This window comes from Pseudomonas sp. Z1-12 (genome assembly GCF_051132015.1).
In the GTDB taxonomy this organism is placed as follows: Bacteria; Pseudomonadota; Gammaproteobacteria; order Pseudomonadales; family Pseudomonadaceae; genus Aquipseudomonas; species Aquipseudomonas zanjanensis.
Genome location: NZ_CP071647.1, coordinates 5,618,723 through 5,634,967 on the forward strand (window position 1 = coordinate 5,618,723; position 16,245 = coordinate 5,634,967).

13 protein-coding genes are annotated in these 16,245 nt (G+C 58.9%); 6 read left to right on the forward strand and 7 right to left on the reverse strand.

Annotated elements, in window-relative coordinates; genetic code table 11:
* Positions 1-200: 200 nt before the first annotated feature.
* The 3 genes from J3P85_RS24420 to J3P85_RS24430 form a co-directional block, all read right to left on the reverse strand.
* Positions 201-2,750 carry a LuxR C-terminal-related transcriptional regulator gene (locus tag J3P85_RS24420; RefSeq protein WP_434703838.1) on the reverse strand — a complete coding sequence of 850 codons (2,550 nt, stop codon included), beginning with the start codon at positions 2,748-2,750 and terminating at the stop codon, positions 201-203.
* A 323-nt stretch (positions 2,751-3,073) separates the two neighbouring features.
* On the reverse strand, positions 3,074-4,441 hold the full coding sequence (locus tag J3P85_RS24425) for a DUF1329 domain-containing protein (protein ID WP_434703839.1): 1,368 nt from the start codon (positions 4,439-4,441) through the stop codon (positions 3,074-3,076).
* A 22-nt stretch (positions 4,442-4,463) separates the two neighbouring features.
* The gene (locus J3P85_RS24430; protein WP_186729772.1) at positions 4,464-6,257 is read right to left on the reverse strand and encodes a DUF1302 domain-containing protein; all 1,794 of its coding nucleotides are present in this window, start codon (positions 6,255-6,257) and stop codon (positions 4,464-4,466) included.
* A gap of 632 nt (positions 6,258-6,889) precedes the next feature.
* Here J3P85_RS24430 and J3P85_RS24435 point away from each other — a divergent pair.
* From J3P85_RS24435 to J3P85_RS24455, 5 genes are all read left to right on the forward strand, one after another.
* Positions 6,890-9,634 carry an S-type pyocin domain-containing protein gene (locus J3P85_RS24435; RefSeq protein ID WP_434703840.1) on the forward strand — a complete coding sequence of 915 codons (2,745 nt, stop codon included), beginning with the start codon at positions 6,890-6,892 and terminating at the stop codon, positions 9,632-9,634.
* Positions 9,631-9,882, forward strand: coding sequence for a bacteriocin immunity protein (locus J3P85_RS24440; RefSeq protein ID WP_434703842.1), 252 nt, complete (start codon positions 9,631-9,633; stop codon positions 9,880-9,882). Before J3P85_RS24435 ends, J3P85_RS24440 begins: the two co-directional genes overlap by 4 nt.
* Before the next feature lie 124 nt (positions 9,883-10,006).
* Positions 10,007-10,789, forward strand: coding sequence for an ATP-grasp domain-containing protein (locus tag J3P85_RS24445; RefSeq protein WP_434703843.1), 783 nt, complete (start codon positions 10,007-10,009; stop codon positions 10,787-10,789).
* A gap of 96 nt (positions 10,790-10,885) precedes the next feature.
* On the forward strand, positions 10,886-11,056 hold the full coding sequence (locus J3P85_RS24450; protein WP_434703844.1) for a bacteriocin immunity protein: 171 nt from the start codon (positions 10,886-10,888) through the stop codon (positions 11,054-11,056).
* A gap of 193 nt (positions 11,057-11,249) precedes the next feature.
* Positions 11,250-12,014, forward strand: coding sequence for an N-acetylmuramoyl-L-alanine amidase (locus J3P85_RS24455; protein ID WP_434703845.1), 765 nt, complete (start codon positions 11,250-11,252; stop codon positions 12,012-12,014).
* 42 nt (positions 12,015-12,056) lie between these two features.
* Here J3P85_RS24455 and J3P85_RS24460 read toward each other — a convergent pair whose 3' ends face one another.
* The 4 genes from J3P85_RS24460 to J3P85_RS24475 form a co-directional block, all read right to left on the reverse strand.
* The gene (locus tag J3P85_RS24460) at positions 12,057-12,968 is read right to left on the reverse strand and encodes an SDR family oxidoreductase (RefSeq protein ID WP_427002419.1); all 912 of its coding nucleotides are present in this window, start codon (positions 12,966-12,968) and stop codon (positions 12,057-12,059) included.
* A 349-nt stretch (positions 12,969-13,317) separates the two neighbouring features.
* Positions 13,318-14,220 (reverse strand): alpha/beta fold hydrolase, encoded by a 903-nt coding sequence (locus tag J3P85_RS24465; RefSeq protein ID WP_434703847.1) that lies wholly within the window; start codon positions 14,218-14,220, stop codon positions 13,318-13,320.
* Entirely contained in the window at positions 14,220-15,002 is a 783-nt protein-coding gene (locus J3P85_RS24470) for a class II aldolase/adducin family protein (protein WP_434703849.1), read from the reverse strand. The genes J3P85_RS24465 and J3P85_RS24470 overlap by 1 nt, the downstream gene beginning before the upstream one ends.
* Positions 15,003-15,142: 140 nt before the next feature.
* The gene (locus tag J3P85_RS24475; RefSeq protein ID WP_434703851.1) at positions 15,143-15,598 is read right to left on the reverse strand and encodes a flavodoxin; all 456 of its coding nucleotides are present in this window, start codon (positions 15,596-15,598) and stop codon (positions 15,143-15,145) included.
* A gap of 152 nt (positions 15,599-15,750) precedes the next feature.
* On the opposite strand from J3P85_RS24475, the gene J3P85_RS24480 reads away from it, so the two are divergent.
* On the forward strand, positions 15,751-16,224 hold the full coding sequence (locus tag J3P85_RS24480) for a PAS domain-containing protein (protein ID WP_434703852.1): 474 nt from the start codon (positions 15,751-15,753) through the stop codon (positions 16,222-16,224).
* Positions 16,225-16,245 lie beyond the last annotated feature (21 nt).

The following is a 16,245-nucleotide window of genomic DNA, read 5'->3' on the forward strand; positions in this document are numbered from 1 at the left end:
AGACATCCTTGTCATGTCATGGCCTCGAACTTCCTGTTCGAGGCGTTATTGATTGTGCGGCTGAATGCAACAGCACGGCCTCTCGGTTCAACTGAAGTCGCAACTTATCGCTGAACTTCAGTCACGCCGTTATACACAGGCCAATCGTCGACTGTAAAAAAAGTAAGTGTAAGCGTGCGTGAAGTTTCATCATTCGTGCCCTAACCCATCACCCCCATGACCTTGGCTTTCGCCACCGCTTGCGTACGCCGCTGCACGCCCAACTTGCTGTGGATTCGCCGCGCATGGGTCTTCACCGTATGCAGCGAGATGAACAACTGTTCGGCAATCTGTTGGTTTGAATGACCTTGGGCAATCAGCTCCAGGACTTCCAGTTCGCGATGACTGAGCAAGGTGTCCTCGACGGTGGCAGGCGGCTCGACCTGTTCTGCCGATTGGCCCCAACGCAACAGCTCGGGCTGGCGCAAGCGCAGCTCGCACAACGCTTGCTGGGCCCGCCAGCATGTGACGCGCTTGAGCCCCTCTTGCAGGCGCTCCCGGGCCTGGGCGCGATCGCCGGACAACCAGACGATTTCCGTCAACACCAGGTGCAGTTCGGTTTCCAGGCTGTGCATTTCACCACGCTGTGCCTGGGCGATCATGGCCTGCAAGCGCGCCTGTGGTTCCTGCGCCCGCTGCAAGTAGACCTCGGCCAGCACCAGCAGGTATTCAAGTCGCGCAATCAACTCCAGGGTCGCGGGAGGCGCGTGCTTGGCCTGGGGTCCGCGAAAGTGCCGCAAGACACGGGTCAAGGCTTCATGGGCCAGTTCCGCCCGTCCCTGCTGCAACCAGAACTGGCAGCTGGTTTGTAACAACACGCCGCGGTAAACGGTGTCGGGGATGTGCCGCTGCTGCATGGTCCGCTCGGCATCACGCAAATGCATGAAGGCCTCGCCATAGTCGCCTTGGTTGGCCGCCAGGCAGGCCTTGCCAAGAAAGCCATAAAGCACCTGTTTGTCCTGACTGACCAGGCCCGTTTCCAAGCCGGTTTGAAAGTGCTCGGCGGCCTGTTCCTCAAAGCCCATGCGCAGCGCCAGACGCCCGCGCCGCAAGGCGATACGCCCCAACAACGGAGAAAAATCCTGGCCCGGTTTATCCAGCAGCGCCTGGACGGCGGCCAGCAAATGATCGGCCCGATGCGGTGCGCCGCGCTGCTCCAGAACCTGGGCGTGATCCAACTCCAGCAAGCCCTCGAAGACCAGCGAACCCTGTGCACGCGCCAGGCACAACGCCTGGCGGTTGATCCATTGCGCCGAGGCCAGATCGCCAGCCAGCAGCGCCTGCTGCGTCAACCCGCCCAGGCACAGCACCCGTTGGGACCAGGCCTCCGTGTCCAGGCTGGCCTGGGCCTGGAGAAAATGCTCGCGTGCCGGTTCGCCATCACCGGAAAGGTGCAGCAACCAGCCCTGCAAGACCTGCCACCTGGCCAGCACCTGTCGCTGTCGACAGGCCCAAGGCTGCGGCAGGAACCTGGCCAATTGCTCGATGCAGGTCGACGCCTGGTCGAAGCGCCCGGCGAACAACAGCGCAGCGGTGACCAGCCCCACCGACTGCGGCGTACCGAGGGTCAGCGCGTCGCCTTGTTGATCGTGCAAGCTCAGCAACAGCACCGCGTTGCGGCGCTGCAAGACGTGCTCGAAGCTCAAATGCTGCAAGAAACTGACGGCGGTCTCGAACTCCTGGGCCAACATGGCTTGCTCGAACGCCATTTGCCAGTCCTGCTCGGCCGCAAACCATTGGCAGGCCCGTCGATGCCAGGAGCGGCCCTGGGACCAGGGCTCTTCACGCACCAACCGGGCCAGGGCCGGGAAGATCTGCAACCAATCCGAGGTCTGCTCCCACGGTTCGATGAAACAACCCAGCTCCAGCAACAACGGCAGGCATTGCGCGCCCACCGTGTCGCCGAACAGGTGCTCGCACAGCCGGGCATTGAAGCGCGGCAGATGCGCCAGCACCCGCCAGGCCTCTGCCAGTTCCGGGGTCAGCGTGCTGAACAGCTCGTACTCCAAGTAGTCGACCAAGGTTCGCGGCCGTCCCGGCGCCACATGACTGCGTGCCCATTCGCAGCGCTCAAGCAAGCTGATGCGCACCCCGGCACACCAGCCGCCACTGCGCTGGATCACCTCGCGGGCCGTGCGGGCAGCCTGGGGACCGGGCAGATGACGAAGCAGGGGCTCGACATCGTCAGGGGTGAAGAACAGCGCCTGCGGGTCAAGCTCATGCAGCTCGTCGTCGAGCAACAGCCGTGGCCAGTTGCAATGGGGACGACGGCGACCGTTGAGCCAAAGGTGCAACGCCGGACTGCTGGTATTCAACAGACGGTCGAGCAACTGGTCCAGTTCGGGATTCGGTACCCGGCAATAGTCGTCCAGAAACAACCAGGTGGGCGTTTGCAAACGGGCCAGATGAGCCAACAGCCCCGCTTCGTCCAGCATCGGCAACCCGAGGGTCTGTGCCAGGCACTCGCACATTTGTACCGCGCTCAACGCCGCGCCCCCCAGAGGCAGCCAATGCAGCCGGAAGTCACTGGGGGCCTGTAAAAAGCACTCGGCGAACAACGCACTCTTGCCACTGCCCGCCGGCGCGCAGAGCAGTTTTACCCGTGCTTCGGAAGTCAGCAGCGGCTCGCTCAGGGACCGCCGCGGCACATGCGTCGAGGACAGGCGAGGCAGCAATCCTGGACGGTCCGGACACGGGGTCATGGCGGTCATGTGAGGCGATCCTGTTTATTGTTATCTCACCACCCTAGACCTGTGTCGCCGACCTTTGGAGAAGTATTCAGCGCGCTGATTGGTGCCCATAAAAAAACGACCGGCAGGGGCGCTGCCGGTCGTCATCTCTGGTTCAAATCAGACTCGGTCCCGTGGCGAGGGAGCTTGCTCCCGCTGGGCTGCGCAGCAGCCCCGAAAAGGACCACTCGATGCACCTGATACATCGAGCCGCCTGGTTTCAGGGCCGCTGCGCGCTGGAGCGCCAGCCCGGCCCAGCGGGAGCAAGCTCCCTCGCCACGAGCCCTCATCACTCAGGAAAAGACTTACCGAACCCCGGTCGAACGCAACGCCGCCGGCGTGTAGTCGGCCGCCCTGGCTTCGAAGCCGTACTCGTAACTGTGCTTCTCTTCGTTCTTCATCCCCAGCGCGATGTAGCGGCCGGCGATGATGTCGTAGAGCGCTTCAAGGGTGTAGCCCGGGTTCTGATGGTCGTAATAGAACTGGGCATGACCTTCGGCCACCCGCCACAGTTGTCCGCGACCGTCATAGTGATCCACCAGCGCCGCCTGCCAGCTGTCCTCGTCGATGTACATGTGGCGCTTGGCATAAATGTGCCGCTCGCTGGGCTTGACCGTCCCCACCACTTCCCAGACCCGGTGCAGTTCGTAGCGGGTCAGGTCCTGGTTGATGTGGCCGGCCTTGACCACATCGTCGTACTTGAGGCTCGGCGAATCGAGCTTGTAGCTGTTGTATGGAATGTACATTTCCTTCTTGCCGATCAGCTTCCAGTCGTAGCGGTCCGGCGCCCCGGAAAACAGATCGAAGTTGTCGGAGGTACGCAACCCGTCGGCGGCGGTGCCCGGGCCGTCGTAGGCCACTTGCGGGGCGCGACGCACGCGGCGCTGGCCGGCGTTGTAGATCCACGCCAGGCGCGGCTCCTTCACTTGGTCGAGGGTCTCATGCACCAGCAACACATTACCGGCCAGGCGCGCCGGAGCGGTGACCGATTGCTTGAAATAGGTCAGCACGTTGCTGGCCTTTTCCGGGTCGGCGTCCTTGATCAGGAACGGCACGGCGATTTCTTCTTCGAAGCGGATCGGCGTGAAGCTGCCATTGGTCTGCGGCGTGACCTGGGTGATGACCCGGCGCAGGTTGCCACCGTGATAACGGGTAACGTGGTTCCACAGCACTTCCACGCCGTTCTTGGGAATCGGGAAGGCGTAGTAGCGGTTGCCGGTAAAATTCGACAGGCCGTTACCGTCGTTGATGGACGTTACGTTGAGGGCGCTGCGCTTGGCTGACTCGTAGATTTCCGGCGGCAGGCCGACGCTGCGATGGGTCGGGTAGACCGGGATCTTGTAGGTCTCCGGGTAGCGCTTGAACATCGCGACCTGCCCTTCGGAGAGTTTGTCCTTGTACTTGTCCACGGTCGCGGCGGTGATGATGAACAGTGGTTTTTCATTGGCGAACGGGTCGGCCAGAAAGCCCTTGTTGTCCACCGCCCCGGCGTTTTTCGGGATGCCGCCAGTCCAGGCCGGGATCGAGCCATCGGCATTGCCGGCTTTTTCCGCGCCCAACGGCGTAAGGCTGGTGCCCAGTTTGTTCGCTTCCTCCGGCGACACCGCCGCCATCACGTTCACGGCCAGCAGGCTCAAGGCCAGGGCACCGCATTGCAGGATCATCTTGCGCATTGGGTTTTCCTTGTCAGCCAAATCAGAAGTTCACGCCGAAGCTCAGCGCGAGGAAATCGCGGTCTTCGAGAACGTTGTAATCGCCGCCAAAAAAGTCGGTGTAGCTCAAGCTGGCGGTGTAGGTGTTGCGGTAATCGGCATCGACACCAACACTGACGGCCTTGGCGCCTTCGTTGAACAAACCATTGGGGCCATAGCCCGCCACGTCGTGGGACCAGGACAGGTTGGGTTTGAAGTTCACCCCGCCGATCACGTTGGAGTAATCGAGAATCGCCCGGGCGCGATAACCCCAGGACGTCGAAGTGACGAAACCGTCGGTGTCGCCCTGGAAGCCGTATTGGCCATAGACCGAATCCCGGCCATAACGCAGCGTGTCCTTGGACTCCAGGCCACCGACATGCACCACCGCCGCTTCGCCGACCAGGGTCAGGCGATCAGCGCCCAATACCTGATCGAAGAAATGCGTCAGGGTGCTCTGGACCTGGGTAATTTCCTTGCGGCGGTAACCGGTGTTGTCGGCGCCAGGCGAGGTGGCGATGGGCGATGCGGCGCCACCGGCAATCGGGTTGACCAGGGCCAGGGTCAGGTCGTTGGTATTGACCTGCACCGGCGCGTTGGGACGGTAGCTGACTTCCCCGGTCCAGGCGGTGCCGGTGGGCAGCGTCGTGGAGAAACTGGCGCCGTAGAGACGGATGTCTTCCGGGTATTCAAGGTAGTACCCACCGCGCCCCAGCATTACGCTCTGCGCCAGGCCCGCGCCGCTGCCGGGGGCCAGCCCGTTGGCAATCGCGACCATGCCCGGCAACGCCGCCAGCGTCGAGAGCCCCGCCGTGGTAGTGCCGACAGTAGGCGTACGGCTATGGTAATTCATGAAGTACAGGCCGTACTCGGTGTCATCGCCAAGCCAGCGCAACGCCGTGCCCCACTGGCCGGAGTCGCGGGCGTCACGATCGCCGCCACGGGGAATGATCACCCCTTCGCTGGACACCTGGATCTCCTCGCCGAATGCCTGGGTCAAGGGCACGAACGGCGCAATCGCCGGGCTGCCCACGGTGTAGCCACTGGTGCAACCGTCAGCCACCACGTCGTTGCCGAAGAACGTACCGCAGTTATCCACCACGGTCTGGTCCCACTCCAACTGGTAGAACCCTTCGATGGTGAGCTTGTCGGTCAGACCTTGGGAGGCGAACAGCATGTTCACCGGAATCAGGCCTTCCTTGATCTCCGCACCGGGGCGACGGAACGCGGACACGTCCACCGGGTTGATGCTGTTGATGGAGTTGCCGATGAAAGTACTTTCCCCCCAACTGACCACCTGCTTGCCGGCGCGAACGGTGCCTGGCAAATCGGCGATGGAATAGTTGTGGTAGACGAAGGCATCAAGAATCTGCGCCCCCGATGACTTGGCGCCCTCCTTGCGATTGCTGTCGCTGATGTCCTTGAACTCGCGGCCTTCATCCTTGAGCTCGAAGTCGTACCAGTACTTGCCGCGCACGAACACACCGGTATCGCCGTACTTGAGCTCGAGGTCGTGCAGGCCCTTGAAGATTTTGGAAAAGGTCTCGCCCTTCTTGAAATTCAGCCGTCCATCATCACCGGTGGAGGATTGGCCCGTACCACCATTGACCGTACCGACCAGGTCCTTGTCGGCATCGCGCATGCCCCAGCTCGCGCCCACGGACAGCGACGAATCGAACTGACCCTCGATCTCGCCAATATTGAATGAAACGGCCTGCGCCTGGGCACAGCAACCCAAGGCCACCGCGACGGCCAGCGCCTGCGGCTTGAAGATGGCGCGCATTGTTATTGTTGTCATGCGTCTTCCCCGGTGAGTGACAGAGCCTTCACCCTACTGCCGGATGCCATGGGCGATAAGCGCACCAAGGAGGTATTCACGCTGTACCTCAAAAGGATGACAGCCCCTGCCCAGCGGACCTTTGGGGTGTGCATGGATGGATTGGATGATGGGTTATCAGCGCCGCGCATACCCCTGCCTCGCCGAACACTGTTACGCGCCCTGCAACGGTGCATGTCCGGATTCGGGCTGTTTCCCTCCGGGCTCGGTCCCTATGCTGGCCGGGCTTGCAGGGCAACGGGCCTGCAAACGCAAGTCGCCACGGCATCCCTCACGCCTGGCGCACCGTCATTCGGATGGATTGGCGCATCGGTCCATCATCCCGTGCTTATCGACGTTGGTTTGTAGCTCCTTTGCAACGTCACGCTTAGGCCGCTGCTTTTTGCAGCGGCCTTTTTTATGTGCGGCTGTTTCCGAGTTAAAACTTCTTGTTTCCTACAGTGTTGTCGGAAAGGCTCACCTGCCTGCATGTGGAGTTCGAACTTATAGTTTCCTTGGTCGCCCAGGATCGGTGACTACGCAAATAGCCATGAACGACTGCACATGTTGAATGACGGTGTGGCTATTCAGATTCGATTCGAAAGGAACTCGATATGCAGCAAGAAAAAAATCTCCTTGTGAATAGAGGCATACCCCGCACGCCTTCGTCATCTAATGGTTATGGATTTAGCGCAAGAGGCGTATCAGGCCCAGACCACTCCGATCGTGCATACGATGCCGTTGATTATGCCATTGATTGGCTGGATGAAAGTAACACATCCACCGAAGAGCTCTTCAAAGAAAATATCAAAAATATCACCCATATAACCAACGCCGAACTCGCAAAAACAAGAGCAGCCGTTGCTGCGGTGGTCCCGCGTGGAACCGATGCGGCCGAAATTGAATTACGAACACTCAAGCTACAACTGTTCAAAGCGAGAAAAGATCATCAAGAACATATAGCGATAGCCAATCTTTATTATGGTCATGATCCACTGACTCACAAGTTTCAAGACGCTCGTCGTAAGGGGTTCGAGCTCGTTGGCCGTCGCGGAGGACAAAGGGCTTACTACAAAGCAATTTCCAAGTGGAATGTCTCTTATGCTGCGGCGTACGAGGCAAAATTCCTGGCTGAGCAGATCAAGCTATTGGATGCTCGCTTAACCGCACACAACAAAGCCATTGCCCAGGCAAACGCAAAAAAAGTCGCTGAGGCTCGGGCAAAGGCTCAAGTTGAAGCCAAACGCGTGGCTCAGGAACAGGCGCGCAAGGCCGCCGAAGCCGAGGCTAAACGCGCTGCTGAAGAACGAGCACGGATTGCGCGGATTGCCGCAACAGTAGCTGCTAAACAAGCCCACGATGCCGCCATGGCCTTATGGGAGGCCGAAAGGTGGGCCGCTGCTGAGGAACTTGAGGCGGAGGAAGCGAGGCGTCAGGCAGAAGTTCAAAAGGCACGTCAACCAGCCCGGGCTACCCGTACATTTCCTGTATCGGGCGCCGCGGCAGCCGCCGGCCCAGTATTTACAATCGCAGGTGGGACCTTCGCTCCCAACCGGGTGACCGCCTCGGGCATCACGGATGAGTTGCGCACCGCGGTTTCGGCGACCCTAAAAACAGTTACCGCAATGGCATCACCCACTGTTGCATGGTTCGCGTCACTGATTGACCCGTCGGAGCTGGGCAACGAAGAACGCTACGCCCTGAGTGTTCCGCTGTCAGAACTAGCTCCAGCCAACACCGATGATTTGCTGGCAATCGCAGCATCGAAAGGAGCGGTCAATCTCCCGGTTGTGCTGGGTTCCATGACCACCGACGACGAGATGATGTTCGTCGTCGCGAATGCCGACGGAACATCGGTGCCCTCCAGCGTGCCGGTAAGGCTTGCAACACTCGACCCTCACAGCAACGTCTACAAATCCTACAGTCCAGATGGCTCATCCACCTTGATGACCTGGACGCCTATCGTAAAAGAGACGGATGCATCCACGACACTGCCATCGATCGTGCCGAAGATCGACCTCTATGAGGGCGGAACCCCCTGGGCCATAACCAGAGGGGTCGATAAGGATCCGGAGCTGGAGGATTACGATTTTGGTAGTGGGTTCGTCACGGTGTTCCCGGTCGAGTCGGGTATTCCGCCTATCTATACCGTCTTTAACAATTCTTCTGAATGGGCTTCCACGGAAGAGGCACGCAAGGCGGCCGAAGCCGAGATCCTACGCGTAGCCCAGGCACAAGCACTGGAACAAGTCCTGGCGGGGCGCGCCTATCCGATACTTGGCGCGGCAGCCGCAGCCGGTCCGGTGTTCACGCTTGTCGGCAGTAGCCTGGCCATAAGTTCGGAAGCGACCTTGGCAATCCAGGCCGCGCTACGAGCCGCAGTCGCCATGGCTATCGAGTCGCTCACCGCAGTGGCTGTGCCGACCTTGGCGGGTTTTGCGGCGCTGCTCTATTCACCCAAGCTGGCGAACGGTGAATTACCCGAGCGATATGCGTTCAGCACACCACTCTCGGAGCTCGCACCGATACATCACTACGATTTGCATACAATCGCGGCGGCCGACAGATTCGTTGACTTGCCGGTACGCCTCACTTCTCAAGCGACCGTGGATGGTCAATCCGAAATCCTCGTGATCAACACCGACGGCATAACCCATCCGTCGAAAGTCAAAGTGGTTCCGGTTACCTATAACGCTCAACAAAATCTCTACACCGCTACAACTGAAGAAACCCCACCCAGAACCTTGACGTGGACGCCGGTCGTTCAACCCGCCAACAGTTCCACGGACCTTCCCGCCGAACCACCCGCCCCGCCTGTTTATACAGGCGCATCGGTAACGCCCATAGAGGGAAGGATCGATCCGTTCCCCGAAATAACCGCAGACAGCTTCGATGATTATGTTTTCGTTTTCCCAATCGACTCAGGCCTGCCGCCTCTGTACGTCATGTTCAGGGATCGACGGGAAGACCCTGGGGTTGCGCTGGGGACGGGAGCTCCGGTTTCAGGTGGGTGGATGGACGCAGCATCGCAAGGTGAAGGATCACCCATTCCGTCGCAGATTGCGGATCAGTTGAGGGGGAAGGAATTTAGGAATTTCAGGAAGTTTCGGGAAGCTTTTTGGAAAGCCGTCGCTGGCGATCCTATACTCTCGCAAGAATTTAATTCACGTAATTTAGTAGAAATGAAAAAAGGTCGTTCTGCCTATACCAAGGAGACTGAACAGATTGGCGCACGAACCAAATATGAGCTTCACCACAAAAAATACATCTCTTTAAATGGTGGAGTTTACGACATTGACAATATCACTCTCGCCACCCCTAAAAGACATATTGAAATTCATAGAGAGCACAAGCAATGAAGAAATCGATAACCGAAATAACTGAAAAAGAATTTCTCGCCTTCGTAATAAAAATTTCAGAAGGAGCTTTTCCTTCTGAAAAAGCACATAACAACGCCGTCCTAGATTTCAAGCGTATCTCAGAGCACCCCGCAGGATCAGATTTACTATTCTATCCAGAGCCTGGCAAGGAAAGCTCTGAGGCGATAGTCGACGAGATAAAAAGCTGGCGTGCAGCCAACGGTAAACCAGGCTTCAAGCACCCCTGACGCTCCAGATAGTTGAACGCCCCTTGCCGCTGAATAACCGGCAGCAGGGGTCTCTCGATTCCGGCGTCATGATGTACCGAACCCAGCAGGATTTTGACCCTTCACTTTTCATCGGTAAGAAGCAATGCACCTACTCTATCCTAGCGACCCATTTGATAAAAAACGTCCTGATGAGCAGTACGCTGAAGAGTACGAAGCGGTAACGACTGCGGGACTGAGGACCGTGCTGTTCTCTTTTGAAGATTTCGAAGCTGGCCTTTTCAAGACTTCTGCACCCCTCACGCCCGGAGACTCGGTTTTGTATCGCGGGTGGATGCTGACGCCCGATGCGTACACCGCCTTGGTTAACCAGCTGCGCCACAAGGGCGCCATTGAAGTGACCAACGCCACACAATATCGGCACTGTCATCACTTGCCGCAGTGGTATCCGTTGTTGGTTGCTTACACTAGCGAAACGGTAGTGCTGGACAGCGATGCAAACTTCACTCAGGCACTCGAAGGCCGGCAATGGCCCGGCTACTTCATCAAGGACTACGTAAAGTCACTTAACACAGGTAGTGGCAGCTTGGTTGATACTCGCCAAGGCATCGCGCCGCTTGTTGAAAAGATGCGCCGTTATCGGGGCCAGATCGAAGGCGGTATATGTGTCAGGCGACGAGAGGAATACCTCGAAGAAACTGAACGTCGCTACTTTGTACTCCACGGGCAGGCCTATGGCGCCACCGGTGAAGTACCTGAGTTGGTGACCGAGTGTGCACGGCTGATCGAAAGCCCTTTTTTCTCGATCGACGTAATCCTCAGATCAGACGGTGTATTGCGGGTCGTCGAGCTCGGCGACGGGCAGGTATCAGACCGCAAGGAATGGCCCGCCGAGCGCTTTGCCTGGATGTTGAGCCGTGCAGGATAGGTCTGCGCCCTATCGAGGCCGCCGCGAACCTGGCGGCCTGGCGAAAGTATTGTCCATGAGCACGGTTGCCGCGGCTGCCGGCAACCGGCCCGGGTAGTGAAACTGCATCACCCGCGATACATCTCAGAGCATCCCTCTGGATCAGATTTATTGTATTACCCAGAAGCAGGAAAGAGCGGACCTGAGGCTGTGGTGAAAGAAGTAAAGGAATGGCGCGCCGCCAACGGAAAACCGGGTTCAAGCAACCCTGATCCAATGGAAAAATAATCAACGCCCTTTTGCTGCTGATAGCCCGCAGCAAAAGGGCTTTTTGTCGCCATTATTAAAAAATCCTTAGCCTCTAAGCGCCCGGTCCTACAACAAAGCCAGAATCCAACTACGCGCACACAAAACACTCACTGTTACGCTGAAAGCAATCGCAGCATTTCGCTCCGATTTATTTCCCAGTGAGTTATCGACAATGCAAATAAACAACACCAGCTATCGTTCAACAAAAGGCTATAACAGCCGCGTTCGTTTTTTAGTTTTCCATTACACCGCCGGCAACTTCGCATCGTCCGTCAATGCATTGACCGGCCCTTCCGTCAGCGCCCATTACCTGATTCCCGACTTCACCGACCCCACCTACTTGAAAGCAGGTTTCAAGGAACCGCAGATTTTCAACCTGGTGGACGAAAACCAGCGGGCCTGGCATGCAGGTGTAAGCAGTTGGGGTAATCGCAGCAACCTGAACGACAGCTCGATCGGCGTGGAAATTGTCAACCTGGCCACCGATAACCAAGGGCAATTTACTTTTCCGCCCTACAAGGCCCAGCAGATCGAGGCCATCGAATACCTGGCGCTGGACATTCTCAAGCGCTACCCGGACATCAGCCCGGTCAACGTGGTGGCGCATTCGGATATCGCCGCCGGGCGCAAGAGCGATCCGGGGCCGATGTTCCCCTGGCACGCGTTGTATCTCAAGGGCATTGGTGCATGGTTCGATGACACCACTCAAGAAGAATTCATGCAGGTGTATCGAGCCTGTGGAATTCCTCTTCGCGAACAATTGGTCGGGCTATTCAAACGATACGGCTATGACACTTCGGCGGCCACGACGGGTGCAGGTTTCCAGCGCCTGGTAAGAGCATTTCAGTTGCACTTTCGCCCGGCCAAGTATGACGGTGTGATGGACGCCGAGACCGCCGCGAACCTGGCGGCCCTGGTGAAGAAGTATTTTCCCTGAACCGGTTACTGTGCTGACAGCAACCGGCGCGGGCTATAACTGTTAAATGGCGTGCCGTTGCAGATTCGCCATCATTTCCTTCAAGGCTTCCAGGTTGTCATTCGGGTGTACAGCATCCTGGAAATCGCAGATCTGCTGCCAATGGGCGGCGACGTCTTCAGGGGAAAAGCCTTTGCGTGGATCGAAGCCAGCGCCCAGGCTGCGCTCCCAGCGCACCTTGCCCATCCAGCCGCCGCCCACTTCGAACAGGCCGGAGGTTTCCTGGCAAGTCTCGCTGGCCAGGTAAACCACCAGCGGGCTGACGAGTTCGGGCTTGAGTTGCTCGAACACCTGCGGCGGGATCAGGCCTTCGGTCATGCGGGTGCCGCCGGTGGGGGCGATGGCATTGACCAAGATGTTGTTCTTGCGGCCTTCGATGGCCAGGGTTCGGGTCAGGCCATAGAGACCAAGCTTGGCCATGCCGTAGTTGGATTGGCCGAAGTTGCCGTAGATGCCAGAGGTGGATGCGGTGAAGATCACCCGCCCGTAGTTTTGCTCACGCAGGTGCGGCCAAGCGGCCCGGGTCACCTTGTAGGCGCCCTCGACGTGGACGCGGTAGACCAGGTCCCAATCGGCGTCGTCCATTTTGTGAAACGTCTTGTCCCGCAGGATCCCGGCATTGTTGACCACCACATCGACACGACCGAACGCGTCGAGCGCATTTTGGACCAGCTTGTCGCCGTCGGTCACCGAGTCATGGTTGGCCTCGGCGATGCCGCCCGCTTCGCGGATTTCGGCGACCACCCGGTCCGCTGCCGAGGCATTGGCCCCTTCCCCTTGAGCCGAGCCGCCCAGGTCGTTAACCAGCACTTTCGCGCCTTGCCTGGCGAATAGCAGCGCGTGGGCGCGTCCCAGGCCACCGCCGGCTCCCGTGACGATCACGACTTTATCTTCGAAGCGCACAGACTCACTCATGGCAGAACTCCAGCAGGCGAATAGGACAATGGGCACGAGTGTCGGGCACCTGTCGGCCGGTCACAATCAAGACGGTTGCCAGTGAATGGTGGCCGATAAGGCGAGGGGATGATGCGGGCCCAAGCCACGGCGGCGCCTTTGATTTTCCTGGCTGGCAGATGTACCGCTATCGCGAGCAAGCTCGCTCCCACAGGGGATTTTGGTGCTCACAAATTCTGTATTCACAATCGATTTATTGTGGGAGCGAGCTTGCTCGCGATAGCGGTCTTCCAGTCAGAATGGGGGTTGGATGTGCTGGCGCCTTCGCGAGCAGGCTCGCTCCCACACAAGCTCGCTCCCTCCCGCGCCCTCAGGAACAGGCCATTTGCCTGTGCGGCACGGCGATGGCTTCGCGAAACGCCAGGTAATGCTTGAGCACCTGCACCGGGGCCTCGGTGTGCGGATAGTGGCCGATGTCGGGCAGCAACACCGTGTCCGGGTTGGGGATCAGGGCCTCGTAGCGCGCCACCATGTGCTCACCGGAAATCGGATTGACCGCGCCATCGATCACCCGCAACGGCACTTCGCCGCGTTGCATCGCCTGCACCCAGCGATCCCGCTGCACACGGCGCTCGGGAATATAGGCGATGAGTTTGTGCATGATCCGCGGACCGCGATGGGCCTGCACCAGGCTCCAGAAGTCATCCAGTTCGCTTTCGGTAGGGCCGGTCGAGGGCCCGAAAATCTGCCGAAAGCTGCTGGCCAGGCTTTCCCGGCAGAACATTCGCCCCAAGAGCCAGCCCAGGGGACTTAGCAGAACTTTCTGGGCCCATACCGGACGGTGGGTTTCAGGGAACAGACCGCCATTGAGAAAGACACAACTGGCGAGGTGGATGCGCGCGTCGTAGTGCCGCGCGAGCAGCTCCTGGGCCACGCTGTCGCCGTAATCGTGGGCCAGCAGATGCACGGCGCCCTTCACACTCAGGTGCGCCAGCAGGGCCTGTTGCAGATCGGCCTGCTCCAGCAGGCTATAGACGTGATCCGTCGGCTTGGCCGAGTCGCCGAAACCGAGCATGTCACATGCGATCACCCGGTAGCGTTGCGCCAAGGGTTGCCACAGGTAATGCCAATCCCAACTGGCGGTGGGGAAACCGTGGATCAACAGCAGCGGCTCGCCCTGCCCCGCCACCCAATAACGGATGGCATGGCCACGGAACATGAAGATCTGGCTGCGCTGGCGCCAGATACGCAGGGGGATCTGGGCCAGGGGCATCAGCTTCTATACCCGCTATCGTGTTGATCGAGCTTGCGCAGCAACGCCGGCCAAGCCAACGCACCGCCCATGCCCTGGGCGCTTTTGGTCACGCCGGCGATCATCGCTCGGGCGCCGGCCAGAATCTGCGGCTCGATGGCGATCAATTCGGCCCCGCCGTTCTGGGCCAGGACCTGGATGTCACAGGCCCGTTGAAAGGTAAACATCATCAGGAAGGTATCGGCGATGGTGCCGCCGCATGTCAGCAAGCCATGGTTGTGCAGCATCAGGAAATTGCTTTCGCCCAGGTCGGCCTGCAGGCGCGCCTTTTCTTCGTGATTCAAGGCCACCCCTTCGTAGGCGTGATAGGCCAGGCTCGACAGCACGAACAGCGCTTGCTGGCTGATCGGCAACACTCCTTGCTTCTGTGCCGATACCGCAACGCCGGCGGCGGTGTGGGTGTGCAACACACAGGCGACATCATGGCGCACCTCATGCACCGCGCTGTGGATGGTGTAGCCGGCCGGGTTGATGTCGTAGGGGCTGTCCATCAACTTGTTGCCAGCCTGGTCGACCTTGACCAGGCTCGAAGCGGTGACTTCATGGAACATCAACCCGAAGGGGTTGATCAGGAAATCCTCGGTGCCGGGGACCTTCGCGGAGATATGGGTGAAGATCAGGTCATCCCAGCCATGCAGCGCGACAAGCCGATAACAGGCGGCCAGGTCCACCCGGGTTTGCCATTCGGCCGCACTGACCTGTTCCTTGATACTAAGTGTCGTTTGGACGGGCGCTACGCTCACGGCTCTGACCTCTGGTTTCTAGTTATAGGAGTCTCGTCATCAAAACGTCTTACGCAAGAAAATCAGTCTAGTCAGGTCTTTCAGAGGCGGTAGTTGCATTGGCAGCCAGCTTACTGGCCAAACGAGTCACCGGATTCGCTTCAGGGGCGCAACTTTTCGATCAATTCGGCAAGCCACGGCTCGGCATCGGTTTCCGGGGTGACGCTTTCGCTGGCGTCCAGGCGCAGCATCGGCAGCACCTCGCGCACGCCCAGTTCGGCGAACAACTCGCACATCTGCTCGCCGCCGGCGCAGAAGGTATCCCCATAGCTGGCGTCACCCAGGCCGATCACCGCGCCAGGCAAGCCGCGAAAGAACCCTGGCAATTGGTCGCGGATGATCGAATACAATGGCATCAAATTGTCTGGCAACTCGCCCATGCCGGTCGTGGACGTCACCGCCAGCAAGGCCTCTGGCGCGAACGCCTGCACATCCGCCAACGTCGCGCGAGGGTCGTGCCGGGCGTCGAAGCCCTCAGCGCAAAGCAGTTTGGCGGCGTGCCGGGCGACTTCTTCGGCGGTGCCATACACTGAGCCGGAAAGAATGGCGACTTTCATCGATCTGATCCTGAACCTGAAAAGAGAGCCGGGATAGTAACAGCTGCACCTGCCGGGCTGCGAATGGCTCTCAACGGCAGTGATGGCCAGTGGACAGCCTGTCGATTTCTTTTAAGATGTTGCATCAAAGAATGTTCAAAGGGCGCTTTCCAATGATCAACGCTCAACTGATGCAACTGGTCATCGATGCTTCGAACGACGGGATTGTCATCGCTGAAAAAGAAGGCGAAGACAACATCCTGATCTACGTGAACCCAGCCTTCGAACGATTGACCGGCTATCACCGCGACGAAATCCTCTATCAGGATTGCCGCTTCCTGCAGTCGGGTGATCGGGACCAACCTTCCCTGGAGCCCATTCGCAAGGCCTTGAGAGAGGGAGGTACCTGTCGCGAGGTGTTGCGCAACTACCGCAAGGACGGCACTCCGTTCTGGAATGAATTGTCACTGTCCACGGTGAAAAATTCGGCTGACGGGCACACCTATTTCATCGGTGTGCAAAAAAACGTCACGACTCAAGTCAAGGCTCAACAACGCGTCATTCAGCTGGAAAAGGAGCTGGCCGAAGCCCGGGAAACGATTGCACGGCTCGAAGCGACGAACGGTGAAAACAAAACCCCGAATTAATGGTCAGTCACTACAATCACC

What these genes read in the sequence shown, in the direction of transcription:
- J3P85_RS24420 (WP_434703838.1), bottom strand. Translation starts at nt 2,750, where the DNA reads ATGACCGCCATGACCCCGTGTCCGGACCGTCCAGGATTGCTGCCTCGC.
- J3P85_RS24425 (WP_434703839.1), bottom strand. Translation starts at nt 4,441, where the DNA reads ATGCGCAAGATGATCCTGCAATGCGGTGCCCTGGCCTTGAGCCTGCTG.
- J3P85_RS24430 (WP_186729772.1), bottom strand. Translation starts at nt 6,257, where the DNA reads ATGACAACAATAACAATGCGCGCCATCTTCAAGCCGCAGGCGCTGGCC.
- J3P85_RS24435 (WP_434703840.1), top strand. Translation starts at nt 6,890, where the DNA reads ATGCAGCAAGAAAAAAATCTCCTTGTGAATAGAGGCATACCCCGCACG.
- J3P85_RS24440 (WP_434703842.1), top strand. Translation starts at nt 9,631, where the DNA reads ATGAAGAAATCGATAACCGAAATAACTGAAAAAGAATTTCTCGCCTTC.
- J3P85_RS24445 (WP_434703843.1), top strand. Translation starts at nt 10,007, where the DNA reads ATGCACCTACTCTATCCTAGCGACCCATTTGATAAAAAACGTCCTGAT.
- J3P85_RS24455 (WP_434703845.1), top strand. Translation starts at nt 11,250, where the DNA reads ATGCAAATAAACAACACCAGCTATCGTTCAACAAAAGGCTATAACAGC.
- J3P85_RS24460 (WP_427002419.1), bottom strand. Translation starts at nt 12,968, where the DNA reads ATGAGTGAGTCTGTGCGCTTCGAAGATAAAGTCGTGATCGTCACGGGA.
- J3P85_RS24465 (WP_434703847.1), bottom strand. Translation starts at nt 14,220, where the DNA reads ATGCCCCTGGCCCAGATCCCCCTGCGTATCTGGCGCCAGCGCAGCCAG.
- J3P85_RS24475 (WP_434703851.1), bottom strand. Translation starts at nt 15,598, where the DNA reads ATGAAAGTCGCCATTCTTTCCGGCTCAGTGTATGGCACCGCCGAAGAA.
- J3P85_RS24480 (WP_434703852.1), top strand. Translation starts at nt 15,751, where the DNA reads ATGATCAACGCTCAACTGATGCAACTGGTCATCGATGCTTCGAACGAC.